The organism is Lyngbya confervoides BDU141951, assembly GCF_000817775.3.
Classification (GTDB): domain Bacteria; phylum Cyanobacteriota; class Cyanobacteriia; order Thermosynechococcales; family Thermosynechococcaceae; genus Lyngbya; species Lyngbya confervoides.
In genome coordinates this window covers 29,121-55,096 of record NZ_JTHE03000019.1, presented here as the reverse complement: position 1 = coordinate 55,096, position 25,976 = coordinate 29,121, and the positions used below count along the sequence as shown (strand labels likewise).

Annotated in this window: 18 protein-coding genes; 17 read left to right on the top strand and 1 reads right to left on the bottom strand. The window is 55.8% G+C overall.

Features of this window, described 5'->3' with window-relative positions:
• Positions 1-18 precede the first annotated feature (18 nt).
• Positions 19-918, bottom strand: a complete 900-nt coding sequence (gene hslO / locus QQ91_RS02810) for an Hsp33 family molecular chaperone HslO (RefSeq protein ID WP_166279748.1) — start codon at positions 916-918, stop codon at positions 19-21.
• Between the two features lie 189 nt (positions 919-1,107).
• Here hslO and QQ91_RS02805 point away from each other — a divergent pair, with 189 nt between their 5' ends.
• From QQ91_RS02805 to QQ91_RS02725, 17 genes are all read left to right on the top strand, one after another.
• Positions 1,108-2,922 carry a coiled-coil domain-containing protein gene (locus QQ91_RS02805; protein WP_166279745.1) on the top strand — a complete coding sequence of 605 codons (1,815 nt, stop codon included), beginning with the start codon at positions 1,108-1,110 and terminating at the stop codon, positions 2,920-2,922.
• Positions 2,923-3,088: 166 nt separating this feature from the next.
• A complete protein-coding gene (locus tag QQ91_RS02800; RefSeq protein WP_166279742.1) occupies positions 3,089-4,783 on the top strand; it encodes an ABC transporter permease in 1,695 nt (564 codons plus the stop codon).
• 333 nt (positions 4,784-5,116) lie between these two features.
• Positions 5,117-7,504 (top strand): EAL domain-containing protein, encoded by a 2,388-nt coding sequence (locus tag QQ91_RS02795; protein WP_166279739.1) that lies wholly within the window; start codon positions 5,117-5,119, stop codon positions 7,502-7,504.
• Between the two features lie 136 nt (positions 7,505-7,640).
• Positions 7,641-8,471, top strand: coding sequence for an ABC transporter permease (locus QQ91_RS02790; protein WP_166279736.1), 831 nt, complete (start codon positions 7,641-7,643; stop codon positions 8,469-8,471).
• Positions 8,472-8,480: 9 nt separating this feature from the next.
• The gene (locus QQ91_RS02785) at positions 8,481-9,779 is read left to right on the top strand and encodes an ABC transporter ATP-binding protein (protein WP_166279733.1); all 1,299 of its coding nucleotides are present in this window, start codon (positions 8,481-8,483) and stop codon (positions 9,777-9,779) included.
• Complete coding sequence (locus QQ91_RS02780) at positions 9,776-11,128, top strand: glycosyltransferase family 4 protein (RefSeq protein ID WP_166279728.1); 1,353 nt, start codon at positions 9,776-9,778, stop codon at positions 11,126-11,128. The genes QQ91_RS02785 and QQ91_RS02780 overlap by 4 nt, the downstream gene beginning before the upstream one ends.
• A gap of 38 nt (positions 11,129-11,166) precedes the next feature.
• Positions 11,167-12,102: a glycosyltransferase family 2 protein gene (locus QQ91_RS02775; protein ID WP_166279725.1), complete on the top strand. Its 936-nt coding sequence runs from the start codon at positions 11,167-11,169 to the stop codon at positions 12,100-12,102.
• 195 nt (positions 12,103-12,297) lie between these two features.
• A complete protein-coding gene (locus tag QQ91_RS02770; protein ID WP_166279722.1) occupies positions 12,298-15,483 on the top strand; it encodes a G8 domain-containing protein in 3,186 nt (1,061 codons plus the stop codon).
• A 130-nt stretch (positions 15,484-15,613) separates the two neighbouring features.
• Positions 15,614-16,621, top strand: coding sequence for a glycosyltransferase family 2 protein (locus tag QQ91_RS02765; protein ID WP_166279719.1), 1,008 nt, complete (start codon positions 15,614-15,616; stop codon positions 16,619-16,621).
• 79 nt (positions 16,622-16,700) lie between these two features.
• On the top strand, positions 16,701-17,675 hold the full coding sequence (locus QQ91_RS02760) for a glycosyltransferase family protein (protein ID WP_166279716.1): 975 nt from the start codon (positions 16,701-16,703) through the stop codon (positions 17,673-17,675).
• Positions 17,675-18,958 carry a glycosyltransferase gene (locus QQ91_RS02755; RefSeq protein WP_166279713.1) on the top strand — a complete coding sequence of 428 codons (1,284 nt, stop codon included), beginning with the start codon at positions 17,675-17,677 and terminating at the stop codon, positions 18,956-18,958. The genes QQ91_RS02760 and QQ91_RS02755 overlap by 1 nt, the downstream gene beginning before the upstream one ends.
• 52 nt (positions 18,959-19,010) lie before the next feature.
• The gene (locus QQ91_RS02750; protein WP_166279710.1) at positions 19,011-19,721 is read left to right on the top strand and encodes an FkbM family methyltransferase; all 711 of its coding nucleotides are present in this window, start codon (positions 19,011-19,013) and stop codon (positions 19,719-19,721) included.
• A gap of 1 nt (position 19,722) precedes the next feature.
• Positions 19,723-20,808 carry a glycosyltransferase gene (locus QQ91_RS02745; protein WP_166279707.1) on the top strand — a complete coding sequence of 362 codons (1,086 nt, stop codon included), beginning with the start codon at positions 19,723-19,725 and terminating at the stop codon, positions 20,806-20,808.
• Positions 20,783-22,198: a glycosyltransferase gene (locus QQ91_RS02740; protein ID WP_166279704.1), complete on the top strand. Its 1,416-nt coding sequence runs from the start codon at positions 20,783-20,785 to the stop codon at positions 22,196-22,198. Before QQ91_RS02745 ends, QQ91_RS02740 begins: the two co-directional genes overlap by 26 nt.
• A 28-nt stretch (positions 22,199-22,226) precedes the next feature.
• The gene (locus tag QQ91_RS02735; protein ID WP_166279701.1) at positions 22,227-23,723 is read left to right on the top strand and encodes a hypothetical protein; all 1,497 of its coding nucleotides are present in this window, start codon (positions 22,227-22,229) and stop codon (positions 23,721-23,723) included.
• A gap of 129 nt (positions 23,724-23,852) precedes the next feature.
• Positions 23,853-25,055 carry a glycosyltransferase family 4 protein gene (locus QQ91_RS02730; protein ID WP_166279698.1) on the top strand — a complete coding sequence of 401 codons (1,203 nt, stop codon included), beginning with the start codon at positions 23,853-23,855 and terminating at the stop codon, positions 25,053-25,055.
• Positions 25,056-25,242: 187 nt separating this feature from the next.
• On the top strand, positions 25,243-25,764 hold the full coding sequence (locus QQ91_RS02725) for a GNAT family N-acetyltransferase (RefSeq protein WP_166279695.1): 522 nt from the start codon (positions 25,243-25,245) through the stop codon (positions 25,762-25,764).
• Positions 25,765-25,976 lie beyond the last annotated feature (212 nt).

Here is a 25,976-nt window from a genome sequence, read left to right as displayed (position 1 = left end):
TGGTGCCGGTCCTCTGCGCTAGGCAAATTCGTGATCCAATTCCTGGATTAATCCCTCCAGATCCGCGGCGCTGGCTTGATAAATCTCGTTACAAAAGTCGCAGGTGGTTTCAGCGCCCTGGTCAGATTCAATTATGTCCCGCAGTTCTGCCTTCCCCAAGAGCTTCAGGGCGGCTCGCACCCGATCTTGCGAGCAGTGACAGAAGAAACGCAAATCCTGAGGATCAGGAAAGATCTCCAGATCGAGATCGCCAAAAAGCCGATGGAGAACGGCAGCGCCATCGGTGTCATTCTGGATCAAAGAGGTAAATCCCTGCATCGATTCCAGGCGCGATTCGAGAAAGGCCACCAGGGCCAGGTCGCGAGCGGCCTTCGGAAGAACCTGCACCAGCAGTCCCCCCGCCGCAACCACGCCCTCGGTTTTGAGGAAAACCCCCAGGGAGATGCCCGAGGGGGTCTGTTCGGACTGAGCGAGATATTGGGCCACATCCTCTCCCACTTCACCGCTCACCAGGTTGACGGTGCTGGAGTAGGGCGGTCCCTGACGGCTATCTCGAATGACGTGGAGAAAGCCCTTCGCGCCGATGGCGGATCCCACATCAATGTTGCCCTGATCCGTAAGGGGAATCTCAATCCGAGGACAATTGACATAGCCCCGAACCGTACCATCGCGTCCTGCATCCACCAGCAGCCCGCGCAGGGGACCGTCTCCCTTCAGGCGCAGATTCACGCGGGCTTGCCGTTGTTTCATATTGGAGGCCAGCAGTAGCCCAGCGGTCATGGCTCGACCCAGGGCCACGGTGCCGACGTAGGATAGGTCATGCCGTGCCCGTGCCTCCTGAGTCAGATCCGTGGTAATGGCGCACACCACCCGAATGCCGCCGTCGGCAATGGTGCCTCGAATTAACTGGTCAGCCATATTACAAATATTTACAATGAACCTGATTCTTATTCTAATCATCTTTAGGATCGTCTCTTTTCTGACCAAGCATCTGGATCCTTCCCTGGGGATCGCTAGGATGGGACTTCTGGATCTGGGCCATTCCGCACCGGAAGAAAGGGGTATCCTGAACAGTAATCCAAGGGTCAAGCCACACTTAGGACGTCCATGACAGTAGAATCGTCCCTGCAACAGGTGAAACAAACGCGCTGGCGTCCAGTCTCGGGTCGACTCGGGCGATCGCTGGAACGCTGGCCTCTTTGGGGCTTAGGCGTGGTGACGGTGATGCTGATTTCGGGCGGCGGCGCGCTGTTCTATCTGGTCACGCAGCCCCCCAAGCCCAACTGCAGCCATGTGTTTTGGCCTCTGGCCTCAGCCTCCACGCGCCTGTACTGTGCCCAGGAACTGGTGCGTAACCCGACCCTGGATAACCTGCTTCAGGCCATTGCTCTGGTTGACGCGCTAGCGACGGATCATCCGCTGCGCGGGACCATTAACCCTCGCATTGAAAAGTGGTCCACCCTGGCTCTCGATCGGGCGGAGGAAACCTTTCACCAGGGAAATTTGAAGCGGGCCATTGAATATGCTCGAAAGATTCCCACCAAGACAGCGGCCGCCAAGCAGGTGCAGGCGCGCATTGCCCGCTGGCAGAAAATTTGGGCCGAGGGTGAGGAAATTAATGACACCGTAACCGCAGCCCTGGCCCAGGAGGATTGGCGCCGGGCCTTTAGCGCGATGGTGGACTGGCTTTATGTGGAGAATCGCTACTGGTCCAAGGTTCGCTACGAAGAGGTTTCGGACATTATCATTCAGGCCCAAAAGGATGAGAAACTCGTGGTGGAGGCCGAAAGATTAGTGAAGCGGGGGGGCTTTGAAAATCTAGAACGGGCCTTGGGGCTTGCGCGTCAGCTGCCCTCTGAGACCATTTTCAAGCGATCGCGCCTGAAGATATTTAATGGGGTGGCCGATCAGTTTGTGGCCATTGCGGAGACAGCTCTTGACCAAAAGCGGCTGCGAGAGGCCACCGATGCCCTCTCCCTCATTCCCCGAGAGAGCAATGTGTGGTCCTATGCTCAGGATCTGATCAAGATTGCCAATGCCACCTCCCTGACCTGGGCTGTTAGCAGCGATAGCTATCTGCGGGCGATGGAGGAGCTGCGCGAAATTCCAAAGTCCAGTCGGCTCTACGGGAAGGCGCAGCAGTTAATTGCGCGTTGGCAGGGGCAAATTGCTTCGGTGAAGGTGCTGGAAGAGGCCCAAACACGAGCCGTTGGTGGAGATCCCGAGGACTTGCGCGCCGCCATCGCCCAGGCCCGTCTGGTTGCCTCTAGTAGCGATAAGTGGGAAGAGGCCCAAAGCAACATTCAAGATTGGCGGCAGCAACTGGAGCTGTTTGAGGATCAGCCCATTCTGGACTATGCTGAGGAGCTGTCTTTGGCTGGGGACCCAGCTTCGCTGCGCTCAGCCATTGCCCAGGTCCGCAAAATTGGCCCTGGACGCTTGCTCTATGCAGAAGCCCAGTCTCGTCTGCGCTACTGGCAATCGCAGCTAGAGGATTTTTCGCGGCCCTCTCGCTATGCCAGTGGGTCCCAGGAGTCCGTGAGCCTAGCCCTCGCGCCAGCCCGTCAATCCTCCACAGACTCCAGCTTGGAATTTGAAAATCTAGAGTCGAATCGGACGCTGCTGGTCCAGGCGCGGCGGGTGGCCCAGGCAGGGGACTCCCAAAGCCTGCTTCAGGCCATGAACACCGCCAATCAGGTTCCGATCAATTCCGTGGATCGCTACGAGGCTGAACTGGAAATTGAGAATTGGGCGAATCAACTGCTGACCCTTGCGGTTCAAGAGGCCCCTCGGGATCTGCGTGCGGCCATTGCCCTGGCGCAGAAGGTGCCGCCCTATAGCCAGGTCCATTCGGCGGCTCAGGCTCAAATCCAGACTTGGCAAAGATCACAGCCTAAGCCCCCCTCGACAGGACAGCCTTGACGCGGGGCGACCCTCTCGGGATTGAATCCCCGGTGCAAATCTATTTTAAATTGGTTGAACATCCCCACTAGACCGCCCGGAGGAGACTCTGCCCCCAAGGGGCGATGGGGCCGTTGTGACCCTTACATTTTTGTTTTTGAGTTTTGTTACGGAGAGGACTGTGCCATTGACTAAGTCTGCATCGCCTTGGTTTGGATCTTGGGGGCGATGGCTCTGGGCGCAGCCGGGCTGGACCCTATTTGTGCTGTTTACCGCTTCCCTGGTTGCCCTGCCGATTTTGACGGTCCTGAGCCACATTTTTGCTGACAGCAGCGAAACCTGGGCCCATCTAGCCGCCACGGTCCTGCCGAGCTACCTGATCAATTCCCTCTGGCTCTCCTTGGGGGTCAGCCTTGGGGTGCTGGGCGTTGGCGTCAGTACGGCTTGGTTTGTGGCCATGTGTCGATTTCCGGGCCGCGCCATCGTGGAATGGGCACTGTTACTGCCCCTCTCTACTCCTGCCTACGTCCTGGCCTATACCTACACAGACTTTTTAGATGTGGCTGGTCCGGTGCAGCAGTGGCTGCGGTCCACCGGGCAATGGCAGGTGGGAGACTATTGGTTTCCCGAGATTCGATCCCTGGGGGGGGCGATCGCCATGCTGGTGTTGGTGCTCTATCCCTACGTGTATATGCTGGCACGGGTGGCGTTCCTGGAGCAGTCTAACCGATTGCTTGAGGCCAGTCAGATGATGGGCTGCAACAGCTGGCGCAGTTTTTGGCTAGTGGCCTTTCCCCTGGCCAGGCCCTCCATTGTGGTAGGGGTCGCGCTGGTTTTGATGGAAACCCTGAATGATTTTGGGACGGTCCAATACTTTGGAGTGGATACCTTCACCACAGGGATTTATCGCGTATGGACAGGGTTTGGCGATCGCCAGGCGGCCACGCAGCTCGCTGCGGTCCTGCTGCTGCTGATTTTCGGACTGGTGCTCATCGAGCGCTGGTCTCGGGGCCGCGCCCAATATTATCAAAGTCACGGCCTGCGCGAGCGCCCTTACCAATATTCCCTCTCGCGGTTGGCCACCGCTGGCGTGCTGGCCCTGTGCTGGCTGCCCATCACCTTGGGATTCCTGTTGCCCACAGTGCTTTTGGGCATTATGACCTACCAGAACCTGACCGAGAGTGTGACCCTTGAGTTTACGGGCTACGCAGGGAATAGCTTTTTCCTGGCGGGGGTGGCGGCGATCATTTCGGCCGCGATTGCCACGGCTCTGGCCTATGGTCAGCGATTAAACCATGCTCCCTGGCTGCGAACCGCAACGCGCTTTTCAGCCATGGGATATGCCATTCCAGGATCGGTGATTGCGGTGGGCATTGCCATGCCCTTCGGCTGGCTGGATCAAGGCCTGAACCTGATTGCCCAGATCTGGACAGGATCTCGTGTGGGTCTGGTTTTTAGTGGCACTGCCCTGGCCTTGATTTTTGCCTATCTGGTCCGATTTTTGGCGGTGTCCTTTGGCACAGTGGAGGCCGGGCTGAGCAAGATAAAGCCCTCCCTTGATGAGGCCGCCCGCAGCCTGGGGCGCACCCCCACCCAAACCCTCTGGCAAATCCATCGCCCCTTGATGTGGAGCAGCATTCTCACTGCGGTGATGCTGGTCTTTGTGGACGTGATGAAGGAGCTACCCGCTACCTTGATGATTAATCCCACCCATTTTGAAACCCTGGCGGTGCGGGTCTACCGCCTGGCCTCCGATGAACGATTGGCCGCAGCCTCGGCACCGGCCCTGGCCATTGTCGCAGTGGGGCTGCTTCCGGTCATTGTGCTGAGCTGGCAAATCGTGCGATCGCAGGAAGACGAATCCTCCGAAGGGATCGGATGATGGTTTGATTTTTCTCTTAAAAAATAAATTTTGGCTACGATTTGCTCTGTCAATTTCGATGATTTATTGCTGGAAAAGGGCACTCTAACAGGAGTCAAGGAATTGGCCATAAGTCTGGTGCAATTCCTTCACGAAGCGGGTGTGGATTAAAGGCTGTCACCTTATCTCCATTAACTGTGGTTGTTTGTCAGCCTCTTAGCCAGCCCCCTGTTATTCTGGGGACTTGATATGACTGAAACCTGTTCACAGCCAGCTCACAAATTTATAAACACCCATTCGTCTTCTGCGCGTCAAGCCTCCCCTGAGACAATTCCATCCTCAGAATTGCGAGCGGTGAATCTATCGGTATTCACCCAATATTATCCCCCTGACTTTGCGGCCACCGGCCAGCTCATGGAGGAGCTGGTAACCTACTTAACCCAACAGCAGGTGCAGGTGCAGGTCTTCACAGGGCAGCCGACCTATGCCTTCAATGCGAGCGATGCTCCGACCCACGAAGTGCGTGGAGGAGCAAAGGTGCAGCGAACGCGTGTCTCCAAAACTCGAAAATTTTTGGGCAGAACCGGCAGCGGATTGCTGTACTGCCTCCGATCGGCCCTACATCTGTTAAAACAGGCCCACCGGGGTGACCTGCTGCTGTTAACGAGCGAGCCCCCGTTTTTATTTGTGGTGGGCTACGTCGCCCACCGGCTCTTTCGGGTTCCCTACGTTTGTTTAGTCTACGACCTCTACCCGGATGCCATTGTCGAATTTGGGATTGCCCAGGAAAAAAGTCTGGTTGTCCGATTTTGGAACCGTGTCAATCGCTCGGTGTGGGAGCGGGCTGAATCCATCATTGTTTTGAGCGAGACGATGAAGCAGCGAGTGGTGGACAAGGCTCCTCAGGTTAGCCGGAAAATTTCGATTATCCATAACTGGTCCGATCCAAACTGGATCAAGCCCATCCCCAAATCCGAAAATCCCTTTGCCGCCCAGCACAATCTGCAGAATAACTTTGTGGTGATGTACTCCGGAAACATGGGACGCTGCCATGATATGGAAACCATCATGGATGCGGCGGAGGCCCTGCAACAGGAAGCAGTGCAGTTTGTGTTCATTGGGGCTGGCCCAAAACGGCAGGACTGTATCGACCGCGCCGAAGCAAGTGGATTGAAAAACTGCCTATTTTTGCCTTACCAAGACAAGGAGGTGCTGCCCTACTCCCTCACCGCCTGCGATCTGACCCTAGTCAGCGTCGGGGCTGGGATGGAAGGGGTTGTCGCCCCGAGTAAATTTTATTCGGCCCTGGCGGCCGGTCGTCCCATTGCCGCGATTTGTGAAAGCCACTCCTACCTCCGGCAGCTGATTGCGGATGCCAACTGCGGCACCGCCTTCCAGCCGGGCGACAGTCTGGGACTGGTTGCCTTTATCCGCTATTTGGCAAAGGATTCCCAGCGGCAAGCAACCATGGGAAATATGGGGAGCAACTATATCAAGAATCGCTTCACCCCAGACCTGATTGGCCAGGAATATTTACAGCTCGTGGAGCAGGCGGTTCTCAAGGATAGCGAGTTGAGACGCGGACTTGTGAATCGGGAGTTTCAGCTGCTCTATCAACCCCTTTATTCTCTGCGCACGGGGATCCTCAGCGGCTTGGAACTCTTGGTTTACTGGCAGCATCCGCAGAAGGGACTGATCTCTCCGGGAGAGTTTCTCCAGTTTGCTGAGAATTCCGGGTTGATTGTGGAAATGGGACAGGCTTGGCTGGCAGAGGCCTTTTCTCACTTCCGCCATTTCACGGAAAATTGGCAGCATCCGCTACTGCTCAAGATTAACCTGACGGCGGGTCAGTTTTTTCATCCGTCGTTGGTGCCCATGCTAGATCAGTACATGGACCGGCACAATTTAACGGGGCAGCAGATTTGTCTGGATGTGGCGGAGGAAGCCTTAATGAGCGACGGGGCAGCGGCCACGGCCATTCTGTTACAGCTCCAGGATCGTCATATCCAGGTTTGCCTGGAGAATTTTGGCCAGGGGGCCACCTCAGTTAAATTTCTCAACCGCTTTGCCCTGAATGCGGTGGAAATTGACCGACAGGTGGTGAATCGTCTGGAATTTGATCCCGAAGCCGATACTTTAATTGAGTCCATTATCCTCCTGGCCCAGGGGATAAATCTGGAGGTGATTGCAGAGGGCATTGAAACACCGAAGCAGTTAGCGCGCCTGAAGGCCCTGGGGGCTGGCTATGGCAAGGGATTTCTCTTCTCCAAGCCCCGTCCTTACTCGGAGGTGCTGGCCCAAGTCCTGGTGGAATCGACCCCCGTGCCGTACGTCAGTGAAGCCAAACCCAAGGCCCAACAGAATGAGGATGCCCCCTTGATTCTGGTGATTGATGATGAGCGCGGGATGCGTCGACTCCTGCGCTTAGCCATTGCCAAGGAAGGCTATCGCATGATTGAAGCTGAAACCGGTGCAGCCGGATTAGAGCTTTACCGAGTGCATCAACCCGACCTGATTTTGCTAGATGGCATGATGGAAGACCTGGATGGTTTTGAATGCTGCCGCAGAATTAGAGCCGAGGAATCAGCGGAGGCGAAAGTTCCAATTTTGATGATTACTGCCCTAGATGATGCGCAATCCATCAGCAGTGCCTATGGCTGCGGAGCCACGGACTATATTACCAAGCCCGTTAACTGGGAACTGCTGCGACAGCGTCTGAACAGAATCTTGCCACCCCAGTGACCCCTGGGGGTTAACGCTGCTTGGCAGCACCTGAACCAGGCTTCTGTTTGGCCCAGGTGGTACATTCCTTCCCAAAATTACGGTTCCCACGAACCATACCTTATAGATGTTCTGGCCGAGATCGAGGCAATATTTTATGCAGTCCCCTAGAAAAGAACTTGTAATTACGGCCGGGTCCCAGAGTGGTCAATACTGGCGCGACCTTTGGCAATATCGTGAACTGTTTTACTTCCTGGCTTGGCGCGATATCCTCGTGCGCTACAAGCAGACCGTCATTGGGATGGCCTGGGCGTTGGTTCGCCCCTTCCTGACCATGGTGGTGTTTACGATCGTGTTTGGAAATTTGGCGAAGCTGCCCTCGGACGGGGTTCCCTATCCGATTCTGGTGTTTGCGGCCATGCTGCCCTGGCAATTTTTCTCCAGTTCGCTCACGGAGAGCAGCAATAGCTTAATTACCAATGCCAACCTCATTTCAAAGGTTTATTTCCCCCGTTTGATCGTGCCAACGAGCGCGGTGATGGTGTGTTTTGTGGACTTTTTAATCTCAGGCATCATTTTGCTGGGATTAATGGCCTGGTATAACTACGTCCCAAACTGGCGAATTCTCACCTTACCCCTGTTTATCGCCATTGGGTTTGCCGCTGCCATTGGAGCGGGATTGTGGTTGGCAGCCCTCAATGTTAAATATCGGGACTTTCGCTATGTGGTGCCCTTCATTGTGCAGTTTGGCCTTTACATTTCCCCGGTGGGATTTAGCAGTGCGATTGTGCCTGAACAGTGGCGGCTGGTTTATTCCCTCAATCCGATGGTTGGCGTGATTGATGGATTTCGCTGGGCGATTTTAGGCGGCGATGCCAGTATTTACCTGCCGGGATTTTGTCTATCGCTATTTTTAGTGGGATGTCTGTTGATTACAGGGGTCCGATTCTTTCGAGCCTACGAGCGCTCGTTTGCTGACGTCATTTAGGGAAGAGTCATGTCCAGTCCAATCATTAGAGTTGAACATCTCAGTAAGTGCTACCGGCTCGGGCGCAATAAGCAGCATGGACGCTATCAATCGCTGCGCGATAGCTTGGTGGCTAGTACAAAATCTCTAGGAAAGCGGGTGCTTCACCCCTTTCAGCAGCAGGCACAGGGGGAGGATCAATCCCTGGACTTTTGGGCCTTAAATGATGTCTCCTTTGAGATTCAAGAGGGGCAGCGAGTCGGGGTCATTGGTCGCAACGGTGCTGGCAAGTCCACACTTTTAAAGCTCCTCAGTCGGATTACGGAACCGACCCAGGGGCAGATTGGTATCCGGGGGCGCGTGGCGAGTTTGCTAGAGGTGGGAACCGGCTTTCACCCGGAACTCTCGGGGCGAGAGAATATCTATCTCAACGGTGCCGTCCTGGGTATGGCCAGGGATGAGATTCAGCGTAAATTTGATGAAATTGTGGCCTTTGCTGAGGTGGAACGATTTTTAGATACGCCGGTGAAGCGGTATTCATCGGGAATGTATGTGCGCCTTGCCTTTGCGGTGGCGGCCCATCTAGAGCCAGAAATCTTGGTCGTGGATGAGGTGCTGGCGGTGGGGGATGCCAAGTTCCAGAGCAAGTGTCTTGGCAAAATGAAGGATGTGGCTCACTCGGGCCGCACTGTCCTGTTTGTGAGTCACAATATGGCCGCGATTCGGCAACTGTGCAATCAAGCGATTTTGTTGGACCAGGGCCGACTCAGTTTCCAGGGCGATACGGAGGAGGGTGTGGCTCGCTATCTCAAGGCAACCGAGGCCGGGGGGGGCTACCAGGGTCGAGTCAATGTCCATGGCATTGAGCTGCTCGATGCTTTTTTAGAGGATGCCAACACTGGCGATCGCCTGGCAGCCGCCATGTTCAACGGCGACTATTCTCTCAAGATTCGCTTCCGACCGCATCAACCCCTCACCCAGGTGGGGATTGTGGTGCGGATTTACGATGCCGTGGGCACGCTCGTGTCCAGCATTTGCACGCCGGAGGAAGATATGCCGCCTTTTCTCCTGGATCAAGATACGGAAGTGCGGTTTAACCTGCCCCAGCTACAGCTAATGCCCGGCCCCTACCGCGTGAGCATCTTTGTTTACCGGGCCAATGACCCGGTGGAATATATGGCCGCCGATGACGTGCTCTCCTTTGAGGTACATCCGACGATCCTCGGCGATGCCATGTGGGCCTACCGCGCCGATCATGGCATTGTGCGCCTTGCCCGAGGCGGCGATGTGGCCCCGATCAAGGCTGCGGTTCAGGAACTGGTGTTATGAAGCTCCTCTATGTAATTCCTGAATATCCGCCCCAGTCTGGCGGGGGCATTGGCACCTTTTACAGTCAATTCCTGCCGGAGATTGTGGAGCTGGGCCATCAGGTCACGGTGCTGATCGCTAATCCTTTTGCGGCTGAATTTGATTCATTTAGCGATGGTGGCCTTCGTGTTGCCTCCGTTTCCCAGGCCGCGATCGCCGGGTATCTGCCCAAATTTGATCACTATGGCGCCATGCCAGAACTCCAGCGGGTTTTAGCAACGGCTTGGGCCGCCTGGGATTGGGGACAAGGGGGACAGGGGTTTGACCTGGTGGAAACCACGGACTGGGGTCTTCCCTTTGTGCCCTGGATCTTGCGGGATGAAAGCCCCCCAACCCTCGTGCAGCTCCATGGCAGCATGGGCCAGATCGATGCCCATGACCCCCAAATTGATAAACAGGTTCAGGGGAATTTAGTTCGTTTCATGGAAATCGGCTGCTTTGCCCTGGCCGACGCGCTTCAGGCCAACAGCCCCAGTAATGCCCATTACTGGGCCGATCTAACGGGGCGGTCCGTGGACTATCTGCCCCCGGCCTTTAGACTGCCTCAGACCCATGGTCAGGTCTTCTCCGGGGGCAAGGGCGGACTGGTGGTGGGGCGAATTCAGCAGTGGAAGGGGCCAGAAATTTTGTGTCAAGCCCTGGCCCTGGAAGCCTCCGCACCGAAAGCCCGTTCGGATCACAGCCCCATGCAACTGCAGTGGATTGGTCGAGACACGGTTTTTAAGCAGCTTGATCATTCCCTCTCGGACTATTTGCGGCAGCGATATCCGCAGATATGGTCACAGCAGGTGCAACTCCTGGGCGCCTTACCGACTCAGAGAACTCGTCAGTACCAACAGCAGGCCGATTTTATTTTGGTTCCTTCCCAGTGGGACGTGCTAAACTTTGCCGCCATTGAAGGGATGGCCTACGGGAAACCTGTACTCTGCTCGGAGGGGGCGGGCGCGGCCCATCTCATTGAAGATGGGATCAATGGGATTCGCTTTGCCGCCGAGGATCCTCAAGCCCTCCGGGAGGCCCTCGACCGCCTTGAAGCCTTAACATCTGCCCAGCGGCAGCAGATGGGCGCGGCGGCTCGGAACACTGTGCGTGACCGGCTCAATCCGCGGCGGGTGGCCCAGGATCGGGTGCAGGTCTACGCTGAGATTCTCCAGCAAGGGAGATGGCCTCTGCGGCCCCATGATTGGCTGTGCAAGGCCCTTTCTCCCCACCCATCCGAGGGGCATCCCCTAGCCTTTTTAGATTATTTGCCCTTAAAGCAGTTAGGGCGCTACGTCATGCAGCGGAGTTTGCAAAAGCTCACGCGCTAGTGTCTGGTTCACTCAATTTATGGATCTGTTCGATGGCGATGTCTACCCTTGCTCTGTGCATTCCTGCCTATAATGCCGCTGCCTATCTCCCCCGGTTACTCCAATCGGCGCAGGCCCAAACCCAGGCCTTCGATGAAATTTGGGTGTATGACGATTGCAGCCGCGATGAAACTGCCGCGGTGGCGCGATCGCTGGGAGCCCAAGTGGTCAGCGGCGAGGTGAATCGGGGCTGCTCCCACGGCAAAAATATCCTTGCCCAACGGACCCACTGCGACTGGATTCATTTCCACGATGCCGATGATGATCTAACCCCAGATTTCGTGGCAACCGCCCACACCTGGATGCAGCAAGCCGAGGCCCCGGATGTGGTGCTGTTTGCCTACGAAGCCCGAGACTACGACAGCAATAAACGGCTCTACGAGCGTCAGTTTGACGATGCGGCCCTGCGCCAGGATGCGATCGCCTACAGTATTCGCGAGCAGATTAATCCCTTCTGTGGACTCTACCGTCGCGAGGCCATGCTTAGAGCGGGGGGGTACGATACTGACCCCCAGGTGCTCTATAACGAAGATGTGGCCTTTCATTGTCGACTGGCCATTGCGGGCCTGCACTTTGCGGCGGAGTCTCGGGTCACGGTCATTAACTACTGCCGGGCCAACTCCATGTCCAGCGGTAACTTGAACAAATGTCTTCAGGCTCAGTATCAGGTGATGAAAAAGGTTTCGGAACAGGTGGCACCCTGCTACTGGCCCGCCATTGGGCAGCGGCTCTGGGCGATCGCCGCGGTGTCTGCGGCCCAGTCGGACTGGTCCAATGCCGATGCCTGCGTCACTCTGGCTCAGCAGTTGGGAAAACCCCAGGGGCTGCCGCTGGGAATGAAGCAGCTGGCGACCTATCAGCCAGGACTGGCGCTCAGGCTGCGAGAATATCTGATTCGCGGGCTCAAGCCCCACCTGCGATCGCAACGAGCGTAGAAGGTCTTCCAATGCTGATCCCAGAACCTAGAACTGACGGGGGCAGCAAAGGGCAGCAAAACGTTTGTTTTCTCCGCGGTTCTACGGAGGTGAGGGCAGGCAGAGGGCGATTACGATTTTGTTGTACGAACTTGCTGCTGCAGACATGGGGTGTAGGCCCAAGTTCGAGTTGTGAGTAAGAGAAGGAAGGGTTGAATGAACTCGCGCTCTGAGAAGATGGAAAAGGTCAAGTACGAAAAGCACCGAGTCCTGAAAGCCCATCAACGAGTCTTTGGTGATTCCCTCACCCCCCCTTGGATCGATGTAATGTTGGGCACCGATACCTCTCTGGGCATTCAAAGCGCCCCCTCTAGCCTGACCTACGATGCCTATGGTTCGGGGTCAACCCTGGAGGTCTCAACAGCCTTGAGTTTGGATTCAATTGCTCTGACACAGAGGGATCTCACCCAGAGCAATGCAGAGCCTCAGTCCATGACCATGAGCATGGACCCAACCATGCCCCACGCCAGCGATCCGGTGAAGCATGGGGAGCATATGGGGCTGCTCAATCTTCTGCCCCACGGCGCAGAAACCCATCGGGCTGTGAACAGCGGTTCCTGGTTTCATGCCAGTACTTGGTTAAACGGTCAGATTCCTGGCGAGAATGCCAGGGTTCTGATTCCGGTTGGCATTGAGGTGATCTACGATGCGGAAAGCGACCTGCGCTTTGACACCGTGCGGATTGACGGCGGCCTCACCTTTAGCAGCAGTCAAAATACGAAAATGGTGGTTGATACGCTGTTTTCTGATACCACTGGCACCTTAACGATTGGCACCGCCCACAATCCGATTCAGGCCGACAAAACAGCGCGGATCATCATTGATAGTCAAGATGCCGTGAGCGATGCGCTCCAACTTGGGAAAGGGGTGATTACCCATGGAACCACCCGTATCTACGGCGCTGAAAAGCTGGATTTTGTCAGTCTTCAGGATGCTCAAGCTGGGGACAATGTGCTCACCCTAAACCTGCCCACGGGGATGCTTACCCCCCAGGGCTGGCAAATTGGAGATCAACTGGTGCTGGGTGGAACCGGCTATAACCGCCAGGGATCCAATCAAGACAACAGCCGTTTCCAGGATGAAGTTTTAATCATTACCGCCATCAACGGGAATCAGATTCGCTTTATTAACCGAGACATCATCACTGGGGACAATACCGTTTTACGCTTCAATCACCGCCGTCCCCCCGGATTTACCAATGAAACAAATCTCTACGTGGCCAATCTGAGCCGAAATGTTTCCATCAGTTCTGAACAGGGAAAGGATACTCCCCTGGCGCATCGGGGGCACGTCATGTTCATGCACAACCCAGATGTGCAGGTGGTGAACGCTGGATTTTACGATCTAGGACGCAGCAATAAAAATCAGATTGTGGATGATGTCGGCACCAATCGCGACGGAACGGCAGGCAATGGAACCAACGTCCGGGGCCGCTATGCGCTCCATTTCCACCGCACCGGAGCCAACGATATCCACGGTACCCCTGCACTGGCGCGGGGCAACGCGGTGGTGGGGAGTCCGGGCTGGGGGATCGTGCATCATGATAGCCATGCCACCCTGGAAGACAACGTGGTCTTTGATGTCCTTGGGGCAGGGATTGTGGCTGAATCTGGCAACGAAATTGGATCCTGGCATAATAATATTACCCTTAAAACCACCGGTGATTCGGATCCCTGGCATAGCTTCGAGCACCATGGGCTGCGGGTGCAAAACTTTGATATGGGCTTTAATGGCGAGGGCTACTGGGTCCAGGGAGCGGGCCAGGTGGTGATGACCGATAACATTGCCGTTAGTGCCGCCGGGGCCGCAATCACGGTGTTTGGCGGCGGCGATGGCGGCGCAGAGGCACGCGATAAACATGCGATCGCCGTGGCTAATCTGCCGCAGGAGTGGCAAAACATTTCCCAGGGACGGGGAGACGAATCCATGGTAGATGTGGCGGCAACCCCGCTGCGACTGCTGTCGGGCTTTGAAGCTTACAACTCAGAAAAAGGTATTTTGACCTGGGGTACGATGCTGAATGGCGACGGACAACACACCATGGATGTCCCCGGTGCCCATGCCCTGCCCACCACGATTCCAGCCCATGACTATCGGGCTACAGTGGAGAATTTTAAGCTGTGGAATATTCGCAACCACGGCGTCCAGCTCTGGTACACCAGTCAGTACAATTTGTCCAACGGATTAATTTTGGCGGATACTTCCATTCATGAAAATGGGCGCGGGATTGGAATTGCCAACAACAGTAAGAACCATCGCTTTAAAAACCTCCACATTCAAGATTTCTTTACTGGAATTCAGCTCCCTAATGATGATGGAGGTTGGTGGGGAGACTATCAGCACCGGGCGCTCATGGGATCGGTTCTCGAAGATAGCTACATTTTTGGGGTTAAAAGTAACTTCAGTTACTTTGCCGACGACAGCCACTACTTGGCGATGCAGGGTAACAATACCTTTGGAGATCCGAATGGCCCTAACGCCTTACCCATTGCCAGCTATACAACCCAGAGTATGGGCGGCCTAGCGTATCGACTGGATGCATCTAGCTCCTACGATCCTGACCCTTGGAATACGGAAAGTAAATATACCACGCGAGGCATTGTCTCCTACGGCTGGGACTTTGACCACGATGGCATCGTTGACAAATATGGGAAAACCGTCAGTCATGTCTTTGATGGGGTAGGGCTGAAGCCTGTAACTCTGACAGTATGGGACCAAGATGGATCCACCACCCAAACTATGCAGTGGCTAGAGGTGTGGCCCCAGCCCTATGGTGATGCCTTTATCAACGGTAACTTCAGTCAAAACCAGTTTAAGACCCATAACGCCGCTTCCAGCTCAGAAGCTAACGTGGGCTGGGTGAAGGGATCGGGGACCCATGATCCCTTTCTGGGAACCGATGGGGCGCTAGTGTTGAGTACGGGTAGCGCTCATCACACAGGCATTAGTCAGGTGATTCAGGATGAGGCCATGCGGCGAGGTGTGCAAACTCTCCAAATTCGGGCCAAAAATACCGAGGCCCGCATTGATCCCTACAACACCAATCAGATTAAGGTGAGCCTGTGGGGGATTAACGGCCAGTTTCTCAATCGCGTTAACGATGGAGGCCAGGGACCGAAGCCGTCTGGGGCGCTGCCCATGGAGGCCGTTCAACTGTTGAACTCAGACTTGGGCGGGAGTACCTACGACTGGCAAACCTTTAACTTCGAGGTGAATTTGGGATCGGGCTACAACTATCTTCTGGCAGAAGTGTATATCACTCGCACAAACCAGTCGGGAGACTATTTTGCCATTGATAGTTTCAACTTGGTGGGTCCTAGCCCGATTCCGCCAATCCTCTAAAGCGTTGCTAGAGTTGAGCAGCGCTTTCAGAGCCGATGAGGACTGATGTGGACTGATGTGGACTCTTGAGCTGGGATGGGCAACCTAGACCATAGGTTCGGATCTAGTCCAGACGAGAAGAATTGGCTTCATGTATCCCCTAGTATCAGTCTTAATTCCTTGCTATAACGCTCAGAAATGGCTGGAGACAGCTATTCATTCTGCCTTGGGGCAGTCCTGGCCCAAGGTTGAGATTATTATTGTAGATGACGGATCAACCGATGCCAGTCTGGAGATTGCCCGATCTTTTTCCTGTGATCAGGTCAACGTGATCTCGCAGGAAAACAGGGGGGCCAGCAGCGCCAGAAATACGGCATTAAAGGCAGCTCAAGGTGATTTTATTCAATATCTGGACGCCGATGATTTCTTGGCCCCCCATAAGATAAGGGACCAAATTCAGATCCTGGATCAATCCCCCCCTCAGGTATTGGCCATTTGTGGCACGATGCACTTTTTTGATGGGGAGGATCCCAGCAGGGGGATTTTCCATGACGGGATGCCGTTCTATCAAGACAGCGATGATCCCCTGGATTGGCTCATCACTTTGATGGGTGGAGATGGTGAGGGGGGAATGGTACAACCGGCAGCTTGGCTGGTGCCGCGATGCGTGATTGATCAAGCTGGCCCTTGGAACGAACAACTCGCCCTCGATGACGATGGGGAGTATTTTGCCAGGGTTATCCTGGCAAGTGCCGGAATTCGGCGATCGCCTTCGGCTTTAACCTACTATCGGAAGTTTCGATCGCTGCAAAGTTTGAGTGGTCATCAAACGCCTCAAAATTTGCGCTCTGGACTGGATGCTTTAAATCTGCGGGCTGAATATATCCTGTCGCGGACCCAAAGCAATCGGGCCATCCGCGCCATAACCCGCAACTATATGATTTTGGCCGTGGCGGCCTATCCCTTTTGTCCTGCCGTCACTGAGGCTGCACTGGATCGGGTTCAGGAACTGGGCGGTAGCGACTATTTTCCGCCCCTTGGGGGCGCCCGTATACAGCGGCTCCAGCAGCTAGTGGGTTGGAAGCTGGCGCGTCGCCTGAGTGTGGCGCTGCATCAACTGCACCTGCGCCGAATGCGAAAATCCTGGGCTACGGCCTAGCCGTTGTCAACCCCAGGACTTCTATGGGGGCTTTTTGACCTGTTTACTTCGTTCATCATTCTTCAGTTCATCGCAATTTATGCTTAATTTGTTCTATGAAGAACCTGACCCGGACCGCTGGTTGCCGGGCGATCGCTATCCGCGGCGGGTTATCCGCAAAGTTCTGCGCCCAAACCCACGCATTTCAGGGCAACAGCGTGTGTTCTTGAACCTGCTCGCCGGACTGGATCAGCTGAATATTCCCTATCGTGTCAACGACTTTCGCTATATTCAGCGGCATCGTGATGAAGTCGCTTGTATAGTTGGAAAGCCGAACGTTCTTGAAAAGCTGCCCTGGAAAAACCCGATTTTATTTGGGGCCGCTGTATTTTCCCATCCCTGCGATCAGCCCCCTGACTTTTTGGCCTTGCCCATTCGTCGAATGCTAGTGCCCGGTGAGTGGATGGCCCAGATGTGGCGCCCCTACTACGGCGAGCGGGTCTATCCCTGGCCGGTTGGCATTGATACTGACCTCTGGTGTCCTGTTGCCGAGAGTGAGAAAGAGATTGACTTTTTGCTCTACGACAAAATCCGCTGGGATCATGATGCCTATGAAGTCTCGTTGCTAAATCCAATGCGCTGTGAATTGGAGCAACGGGGCCATCGCGTCGTGACCCTGCGCTATGGCCACTACGAAGAAGCGGAATTTCATCAGCTATTGCAACGTTGCCGCGCCATGATCTTCCTGTGTGAGCACGAAACCCAGGGGATTGCCTATCAGCAGGCGCTCTCCTGTAACGTGCCGATTCTGGCCTGGGACCGGGGCGGTGCCTGGCAAGATCCTAACTACTACCCGCACCGAGTAGATCATGCGCCGGTGAGTTCTGTGCCTTACTGGGATCATCGCTGCGGCCTCAAATTTGAAACATCTGAGCAGTTCAGTCAAGCGCTAAGCGATTTTTGGCATCAGTTATCGGTGTTCTCGCCCCGAGACTACATCCTGGAGCACCTTACCCTGGCCCACTGTGCCCAGGACTATCTGAATCATGTTCACGCCTTGGAAGCGATGGGATAATGGCAAAAATTTTAATTTTTATCGGGGCCCATCTGTGTACGGCCCCTCGCCCCCAAAAAGAAGCGGCGGCCCTGGCCCAAGCCGGGCATGAGGTCACCCTCTGCGGGATCTGGTTTGACCGCGAACTGGCCCAGCGAGATCAGGCCCTCATTGCCGATCAGCCCTACCGGTTTCAGCCCATTCTGGATTTTCGGCCCCAGGCGGGGGCGGCGCTGCAGCGCTTTGGGATCCGGATTCAGGCTCGTCTGGCCCGAGAAGCCTTTCGCCGCTGGCAAGCGTTCTCTCCGGCGCTGCTCGGCTACGGCGCCAGGGCAATGTACCGGAGGGCGCGGCAAGCTAAAGCAGATCTGAATATTTTTCACTCCGAAGCGGGGCTTTGGGCTGGGGCTGCCCTCATTAAGGCCGGGGTTCCCGTCGGCATTGACTTTGAGGACTGGTTTTCAGATGATTTGCTTCCCAGCGCCTTGGCCACACGCCCAGTGGCAAAAATTCGGCAGCTAGAATCCACCTTGATGCACCACTGTCGCTACAAGCTGACCACCTCCCACGCCCTGGCCGCGGCCTTTGCCCAAGCCTACCAAACTGCGCCGCCGGCGGTTATCTATAATGCGTTCCCGCGTTCAGAGGGGGTAGCCCCCCGGCCCTCTGAGGGACCGATTAAGCTTCACTGGTTTTCTCACACCATTGGTCCAGGGCGAGGTCTGGAGACGCTATTTCAGGCCTTACCAGCCATTCATGGATCTGTGGAACTGCATCTTAGGGGCAACTATCCACCGAGCAGCCAGGCTTGGATGGAACCGTTAATCCCACAGGCATGGCGATCGCGGATCTTGATTCATCCTCTGGTCACCAATGCTGAACTCCCCCATAAAATTGCGGAGCATGACATTGGTTTGGCCCTGGAAACTCCCTATTGCGGCAACAAGCAATACACCATCAGCAATAAACTCTTTCAATATCTGCAGTCCGGGCTGGCCACCATTGCCACCGACACCGCCGGGCAGCGCGAAATCATGGCCCAAATTCCCGCGGCGGGCGCCTTAATTCCCTGTGATGATCCGGTGGCCCTCGCCACGGCCATCAATGGACTGGGCACAAACCGCGATCGCCTCCAGGCGGCTAAACAGGCGGCCTATGGTGCGGCCCAGAACGCCTTCTGCTACGAGACCCAGATTCCCACCCTGCTGAACGCCCTGGATCAAGCTTTAGCCCCCCTGCACAAGCCCAGGAAGCAACCGGGCACCCTATATCCAGACGGGTGGATCACGGATGCGACCTCCTAATCAGACGGGTCCCTGCAGTAATCGAAAAAATCTATCGTTGAGAAATTATCCTATGCAGCTTCGTAGCCAGATACGGAACTATCTTGTCCAAAAGCTCGATGTCCCTGAGATTCCGGGTAGCTTAAAGCGTCTTGCTGCCCAGGGCTTCCAGCCCCAGCTGATTTTTGATGTCGGGGCCTATCGCGGCGACTTTGCCCAAACCTGTCTGGAGATCTGGCCCCAGAGTGAGGTGGCCTGCTTTGAGGCTCTGTCGACGCGAGTGCAAGATTTACAAGCCCTAGCTCGGGAAAAGCCGAGCATCCGCGTGTTTGCGGGGCTGGTCGGGGCTCACTATCAAGAGAAGGTGCAGCTTCATGAGGCCGAGACCGCCTCCTCAGTGCTGGTGGAGCAACAGCCTCAGGGCTTTCCAGTCTCGCACCACACCATGCGTCCCCTTGATCAGATCGTTCAGGAAAACTATGGCGATCGCCCCCCGGAATTGCTCAAGATTGACGTGCAGGGCTATGAGCTGGAGGTGCTCAAGGGCGCAGAGCAAACCCTTCCCTCCCTGCAGGCCATCCTTGCGGAGGTGAATCTCATTGACATTCACCAGGGCGTTTCTTTGTTTGCCGAAACGGTCCATTGGCTCCATGAACGGGGCTGGGGCACCTTTGACATCTGCGAACTGCATCGACGTCCCCTCGATCAGGCCCTGTGGCAGGTGGATGTTCTCTTTGTTCCCTACTGCAGCCCCCTGCGTGCCGACAAGCGCTGGGGCCGGTAAGATGCGCATTCTCTTCACGGCAGATCCAGAAATCCCGGTGCCCCCGCAGCACTATGGCGGGGTGCAGCGACTGGTGGACTCCATTGCTCGAGGCATGAAGGAGAAAGGGCATCGGGTTGGCCTGGTGGCCCATCGCGGGTCCACCACCCCGGTAGATGCCTTTTATCCCTGGCCGGGTCGCGATTCCCAAAGCCGCTGGGACACGCTTCGCAATACCTGGACGCTGACGCAAGCAGTTCGTGCTTTCCAGCCCGATCTCATCCATAGCTTTTCGCGACTCTGGTACCTGATGCCGATGATGGCCAGGCCCCTGGCCAAAATTATGACCTACGGTCGAGATCCCAGCACCCGCACGGTTCAATGGAGTGCCCAGCTAGCAGGACAGTCCCTGATGTTCACTGGCTGTAGTCAGCACATTAGCCGGACCGGATCCGCTGCTGGAGGCACCTGGCGCACGGTGTATAACTTTGTGGAATTGGAGACCTTTACCTTTCAACCCCAGGTTGCACCCGATGCTCCCCTGGTGTTTCTCAGTCGCATCGAGCGCATCAAGGGGGCCCACACGGCGATCGCGGCGGCCCTGAGAACCGGTAGGCGATTGATCATTGCTGGAAATCGCGTGGAGAGCGAATCGGGCCAAGCTTACTGGCGCGAAGAAATTGCCCCTTACCTGGGAAAAAACGGCATTGAGTATGTAGGTCCCGTGAACGACGCCCAGAAAAACCTGCTGCTGGGCACCGCCGCCGCCATGATCGTGCCCATTGAATGGGAAGAGCCCTTTGGCATCGTGTTTACCGAAGCCCTGGCCTGTGGCACGCCGGTGATCTCGACGCCCCGTGGGGCGGTGCCCGAAATCGTTCGTCAGGGCGTTGATGGCTTTATTGCCGCCGACCTGGAGGCCCTTTGCGATGCCATTGGCAATCTGCCGCGCCTGAATCGGGCAGACTGCCGCCAGCGGGTTGAATCCTGCTTTACGGCCCAAACCATTAACGACCAGTATGAGCAACTCTATCACGCTCAAATTGCGGTCACCGCTGCCCATTCTGCACCCCCTACGCCCCATGACCTCACCGCCTCTGACCTCTAATATCCAGACTCCCCGGCGGCGGGTTCTCATTGTCAGCCCTCATTTCCCGCCCACAAACGCTCCAGATGCCCAACGGGTGCGTACGATGCTGCCCTATCTGGCTGAATTGGGTTGGGAGGCCGAGGTTCTGGCTGTGGATCCTGATCATGTGGAACATCCCCGCGATGAAATCCTGGCGCAGCTTCTTCCCGATGGGGTGCGGGTGACGCGCACGGGAGCCTTGCCAACGCGCTACACCCGCAAGGTGGGCCTGGGCAATTTGGGGCTGCGCAGTCTGCCGTTTTTACAACGTGCGGGCGATCGCCTCCTATCCCAGCGTCCGGTGGATTTGGTTTTTTTCTCCACCACCATTTTTCCGGTGATGATCCTGGGACGACGCTGGCAACGAAAATTTAACGTTCCCTACGTGCTAGATTTTCAAGATCCCTGGCTAGGCGGCTTTTACCAGACCCAGGCCCAGGGAAGGCCCCCCGGTGGACGGCTCAAATATACCCTTGATAAGGCCCTGGCTCAACTCTTGGAGCCCAGGGCCCTGGAGCGGGTGAGTCATTTGATTTCCGTTTCGCCAGACTATCCCCAACGGCTGCAACAGCGCTATCCCCATCTCACGGCCCAAGACTGCACGGTGCTGCCCTTTGGTGCCCCGGAATCCGATTACCATCGCTTGCCCAGTCTGGGAATCGGGCAGCGGATTTTTAATCCCCAGGACGGCAATCACCATTGGGTTTATGTGGGTCGCGGCGGCGCGGATATGGCAACGGCCCTGCATGGACTGTTCTACGCCTTGCGCCAGGAACGAGATCGCCACCCCCAGGATTGGGAAACCCTGCGGATCCATTTTGTGGGCACCAGCTACGCCCAGGGCGATCGCGCTGAGAAAACCATTGCCCCCATTGCCGAGCAGTATGGCTTGGCCGACATGGTGACCGAACATCCCCACCGCATTCCCTACTTCGAGGCCCAGCAGGTATTGATCGAGAGCCAGGGGATTCTCATGATTGGATCCGATGACCCGCGCTACAGCGCCTCCAAGCTCTATCCGGCCATCCTGGCCCGCAGGCCGCTGTTGGCCATCTTTCCGCAGCAGAGCCTGGTGGTGGAGATTTTGCGCCAGGTCAAGGCTGGACAGGTGGTGATCTTTGATCCGGGCATGAAGCCCGCGCAACTTTATCCGCACATGGCCCCCCAACTGCGATCGCTCCGCCAGCAGCACCATCCCCCCTCGACGGACTGGTCTGCCTTCGCCCCCTATAGCGCTCAGGCCATGACCCAAAAACTCTGTGCCTGTTTTGATCGCGTGGTGGACTCCTCTCATAGCCAGCCGCCAGCCTGCACCCCCTTACCCAGGCCAAGGGGGAGTCAGTTCTCCAGGCCTGTCGGGCACGCTTAGGGAGAAGCCAATCCGTTCAACGTTGCCCATGGTTGCCGCCCCCCCTGCCCAGAAAAAAAAGGGATCCACCACTCTCCTGTTTTGGGGGCTGGTGGCCTTTCTGCTCTACGGCAATGGTAAAGCCCTGCTGCAAGTGGCAAGGCCCACGGCCCTGGGTTGTTTGCTCATTGGCGTGGCCTGCATGTATCCCTTTTACCTGTGGTGCGATAACAAGGTCAAAGGCATCCCGGTGTTTCCCTTTTTTGCGCTGACCTACCTGTGGACCTTCTGCTTGCCACTGCTGAGCGAGAATCCCAACGTGCTCAAGTATCCCCCCTTGGCCCATCTTCAGGCGGCCCTATCCACGGTCTTATTTCTGGCCAGCGGGACGGCCGTTTGGTATCCCATGGTGCAAGGCAAGAAAATGAGCGGACCGAGAAGGCCGCTGTTTTCCCTAAAACCCGACGCCGCCGACAACTTTTTCATCGCCATGACTGGGGTGGGGGCCTTACTCAATATGTACATTATGGGGGGCTGGAAGGGAATTCCCGATAACCTGTTCACCACCGTTCGCGGAGTGGTGCTGGGACTGAGCTTCCTGGGCATTTTTGTCGTGGCCTATCGTTCCGGAGAAGGCAGTATTTCTCCTCAGAAGCAGCGTATCTTTTTTCTTTGCTTAGTTCTCAATATTATCAGTGCGGCCGCCACGCTCATCCTCAAGACGGCCCTGACCCTATTTATGCTGTCCATTGTGGCCTACCTGATCGGGGGCCGAAAGCTGCCGGTGCTGCCCCTGCTTTTGGGACTGGTGCTGCTGCTTCCCCTGCACTATGGCAAACACGAAATGCGGGCGCTTTACATGGCTCCCGGCTCACCCCCGACCGTGGTGCAGCCTTGGGAATACCCAGCCTGGTTTCAGGAATGGGGCACCCATGCCCTGGATAACCTCAATCCTAAACCCAAACCTCGCTGGGCTCCGGAAGAGGAAGAAAAGGAGTCCTTTGTGGAGCGATCTAGCGTGATTCACATGCTGCTGATGGCCCAGGAAAAAATTCCTGATTCCTTTCCCCATCTCAATGGGGCTACCTACGTGATTTTGCCTGGAATGATTGTGCCTAGAGCCCTCAATCCCAATAAGCTGCGCACTCACGAAGGCACCCACATGCTGAATGTGCATGTTAAACGTCAAACCTATGAAGATACGCTGCGCACCACCATTGCCTGGGGGCTACTGCCCGAGGCCTATGCGAACTTCGGCGTTCCAGGCTGTGTCTTTGTGGGCGGCCTTCTAGGGGCATTCTATGGCTATGTGACCCGGATAGGGATTGGCAAACCCGCCTTTTCCTTTCAAACGCTCTTTTGCATTTTAGTGATGAGTATGGCCCTGGCTTCAACGGAATGGACAGCAGGGGTCTATGTGGCCTCTCTGTTTCAGTCCAGCGTGCCGATTGTGGGAATTCGCCTGGTTTTTATGAAGCGGCAAAAGACCCCGCCCCGGTTGCGACCTGTGCCGCCCGTAGCTCTCCCCGGCGGCGCAGAGTCCTAAACTTTCAATTTCTAACTTTCAATTTCTAACTTTCAATTTCTAACTTTAGAATCCTAACTTTTCTGATGCCGTTGCCCTTGTTGATTGCTCCTGTATCCGGTCCCCCTAGTTCTTTCGCCTGAGGACTCCATGACTTCAAAACTTGCGATTGTCACCTCTCATCCCATTCAATACTATGCGCCTTGGTTCCGCTTCCTGGCCCAGGACTGTCAAAGGGATCTTCGAGTATTTTACCTGTGGGACTTTGGCGTTGTGGCCCAACGCGATCGCCAGTTTCAAACCACCCTGGCCTGGGATATTCCGCTGCTGGAGGGCTATCCCTACGAGTTTGTCGAGAATGTCAGTGCTCAGCCTGGAACCTCTCATTTCTGGGGGCTCAATAATCCCTCGCTTGCCCATCGGCTGCGCGCCTACCAGCCTGATGCGGTTCTCTGTATGGTGTATAACTACATCAGCCTGTACCGCCTGATCTTTACCTGGAGGGAGTGCCCCCTCCTATTTCGGGGGGATTCCCATCGGCTGGTGCCCCCCACAGGAGTCAAGGCCAAAGTGAAGCAATGGTGGATTCGGCAAATTTTTCAGCGCTTTGCCGCCTGCCTCTACGTTGGGCAAGCCAACTATCGCTACTACCTTGAGCATGGGGTGCACCGCGATCGCCTGTTCTTTTCGCCCCATAGCATTGACAACCAGCGCTTTAGCCAAGCCTTGCCTGAGGCAACCGCCGCTGCCCGTGAGTGGAAACGCAGTCTGGGGATTCCCAGCGACCATCGCGTGATTTTGTTTGCCGGAAAGTTCATCTCTAAAAAGCGTCCCCAGGATCTATTGCAAGCTTTCCTGGAGGCTTCGTTCTCCCATGTTTCCTTACTCTTTGTCGGGGCTGGCCCTCTGGAAGCGGTGCTGAGATCCCAGGCCTCGGGGTCAACTCAGGTGTATTTTGCTCCCTTCCAGAATCAGAGCCAGATGCCGCGTACCCTGGCGATCGCTGATGTGGTGGTGCTGCCCAGCTACGGGGCCGGGGAAACCTGGGGACTCATTGTCAACGAAGCCATGTGTTTAGGTAAGCCTGTCATTGTCAGCCATCATGTAGGCTGCGCCGAGGATTTAGTTAAGCATGGTCAGAATGGCTATATTTTTCCCGCCGGAGACGTAGCTTCCCTAACGCAAATCCTCATCCAAGCCTTAGGACAGGCTGATCTAGATCAGATGGGACGTCGGAGTTCCCATCACATTCAGGCCTACAGCTACGAGCGGATGGCCCAGGGGCTAGGGGAAGCGCTGGCATCCCTGCCGCAGTCTGCGCCAGCGCTAAACTCCCTGGCGATTCATTCCTGATGTCCAGGGCCAGGGGTAAACTTCCAGTTCATAATCAGGTCCTCAAAGCTGATTGTGAACTGGATTCATCGCGACGATCAACGGTATGCACTGTATGCTTGGCATGAGTCTGTGTTAGCGCTGACTCCCCAATGGAAGCCAGAAGTTTTCATTGAGTCCTAGGCGTAATCCATCAGTGGTGTGGAGTATGATGCTTGAATCTCAGCGACTTCAATATGAACGCGTCAATGGGGATCATGCAAGGGAACTGCAGGGCATTCTCTGTGATCCAAGGGTCTATGTAAATGTTGATGATGGCCTGGCTCCAACTTTGGATCAGTTGTGGGAGCTTTTTCTATTGCGAGAGACAGGGCCTTCTGGAGATTGGATTGATGAAACGTGGGTGGATTATGTTGTGCGCATCAAGGACTCCCAGGTGGCTATTGGCAGAGTTGAGGCTACCGTCATCGAACAACGTGCCGAGGTGGCATGCATCCTGGGTGTTGACCATTGGGGGCAGGGGTATGGAAGTGAATCGCTGGCTTGGCTGCAGGGGTTTCTGCAGAAGCACCATGGGGTGAAACAACTGTGGGCAACGGTGACCCCTGGGAACCGAGCTTCCAAATATCTTTTGCTTAAAAATGGCTATGTAGAAGTGCTGAGGGATCCGCTGCCGCCCCTGAGAAGTTACGACAGGAACGATTGGGTTTTCTGTAAGGTCATTCCATAACGGAAAGATTAGCGAGACATTGGGGTCAATTTCCTAAATAACGGTGGTGACCTGGGCAAACCAGGCTAGGATGTGGCAATTTCTTCAAGCTCAATCCTTCCTCAAGCCCAATCTGCCAGCGGCGAACTGGGCAAGCTGACGAATCCAGTGTGTCAATCCAGTTTATAAACAGTCGCTGTCAGAACATCACCACCGCAAAGCGGGTCAGCCCT

Bases quoted from the DNA above. Each gene is read 5' to 3' on its own strand.
- QQ91_RS02740 (WP_166279704.1), top strand. From the start codon at position 20,783: ATGACCTCACCGCCTCTGACCTCTAATATCCAGACTCCCCGGCGGCGG.
- hslO (WP_166279748.1), bottom strand. From the start codon at position 918: ATGGCTGACCAGTTAATTCGAGGCACCATTGCCGACGGCGGCATTCGG.
- QQ91_RS02765 (WP_166279719.1), top strand. From the start codon at position 15,614: ATGTATCCCCTAGTATCAGTCTTAATTCCTTGCTATAACGCTCAGAAA.
- QQ91_RS02805 (WP_166279745.1), top strand. From the start codon at position 1,108: ATGACAGTAGAATCGTCCCTGCAACAGGTGAAACAAACGCGCTGGCGT.
- QQ91_RS02770 (WP_166279722.1), top strand. From the start codon at position 12,298: ATGAACTCGCGCTCTGAGAAGATGGAAAAGGTCAAGTACGAAAAGCAC.
- QQ91_RS02775 (WP_166279725.1), top strand. From the start codon at position 11,167: ATGTCTACCCTTGCTCTGTGCATTCCTGCCTATAATGCCGCTGCCTAT.
- QQ91_RS02735 (WP_166279701.1), top strand. From the start codon at position 22,227: ATGGTTGCCGCCCCCCCTGCCCAGAAAAAAAAGGGATCCACCACTCTC.
- QQ91_RS02755 (WP_166279713.1), top strand. From the start codon at position 17,675: ATGGCAAAAATTTTAATTTTTATCGGGGCCCATCTGTGTACGGCCCCT.
- QQ91_RS02725 (WP_166279695.1), top strand. From the start codon at position 25,243: ATGATGCTTGAATCTCAGCGACTTCAATATGAACGCGTCAATGGGGAT.
- QQ91_RS02745 (WP_166279707.1), top strand. From the start codon at position 19,723: ATGCGCATTCTCTTCACGGCAGATCCAGAAATCCCGGTGCCCCCGCAG.
- QQ91_RS02785 (WP_166279733.1), top strand. From the start codon at position 8,481: ATGTCCAGTCCAATCATTAGAGTTGAACATCTCAGTAAGTGCTACCGG.
- QQ91_RS02760 (WP_166279716.1), top strand. From the start codon at position 16,701: ATGCTTAATTTGTTCTATGAAGAACCTGACCCGGACCGCTGGTTGCCG.
- QQ91_RS02750 (WP_166279710.1), top strand. From the start codon at position 19,011: ATGCAGCTTCGTAGCCAGATACGGAACTATCTTGTCCAAAAGCTCGAT.
- QQ91_RS02780 (WP_166279728.1), top strand. From the start codon at position 9,776: ATGAAGCTCCTCTATGTAATTCCTGAATATCCGCCCCAGTCTGGCGGG.
- QQ91_RS02730 (WP_166279698.1), top strand. From the start codon at position 23,853: ATGACTTCAAAACTTGCGATTGTCACCTCTCATCCCATTCAATACTAT.
- QQ91_RS02790 (WP_166279736.1), top strand. From the start codon at position 7,641: ATGCAGTCCCCTAGAAAAGAACTTGTAATTACGGCCGGGTCCCAGAGT.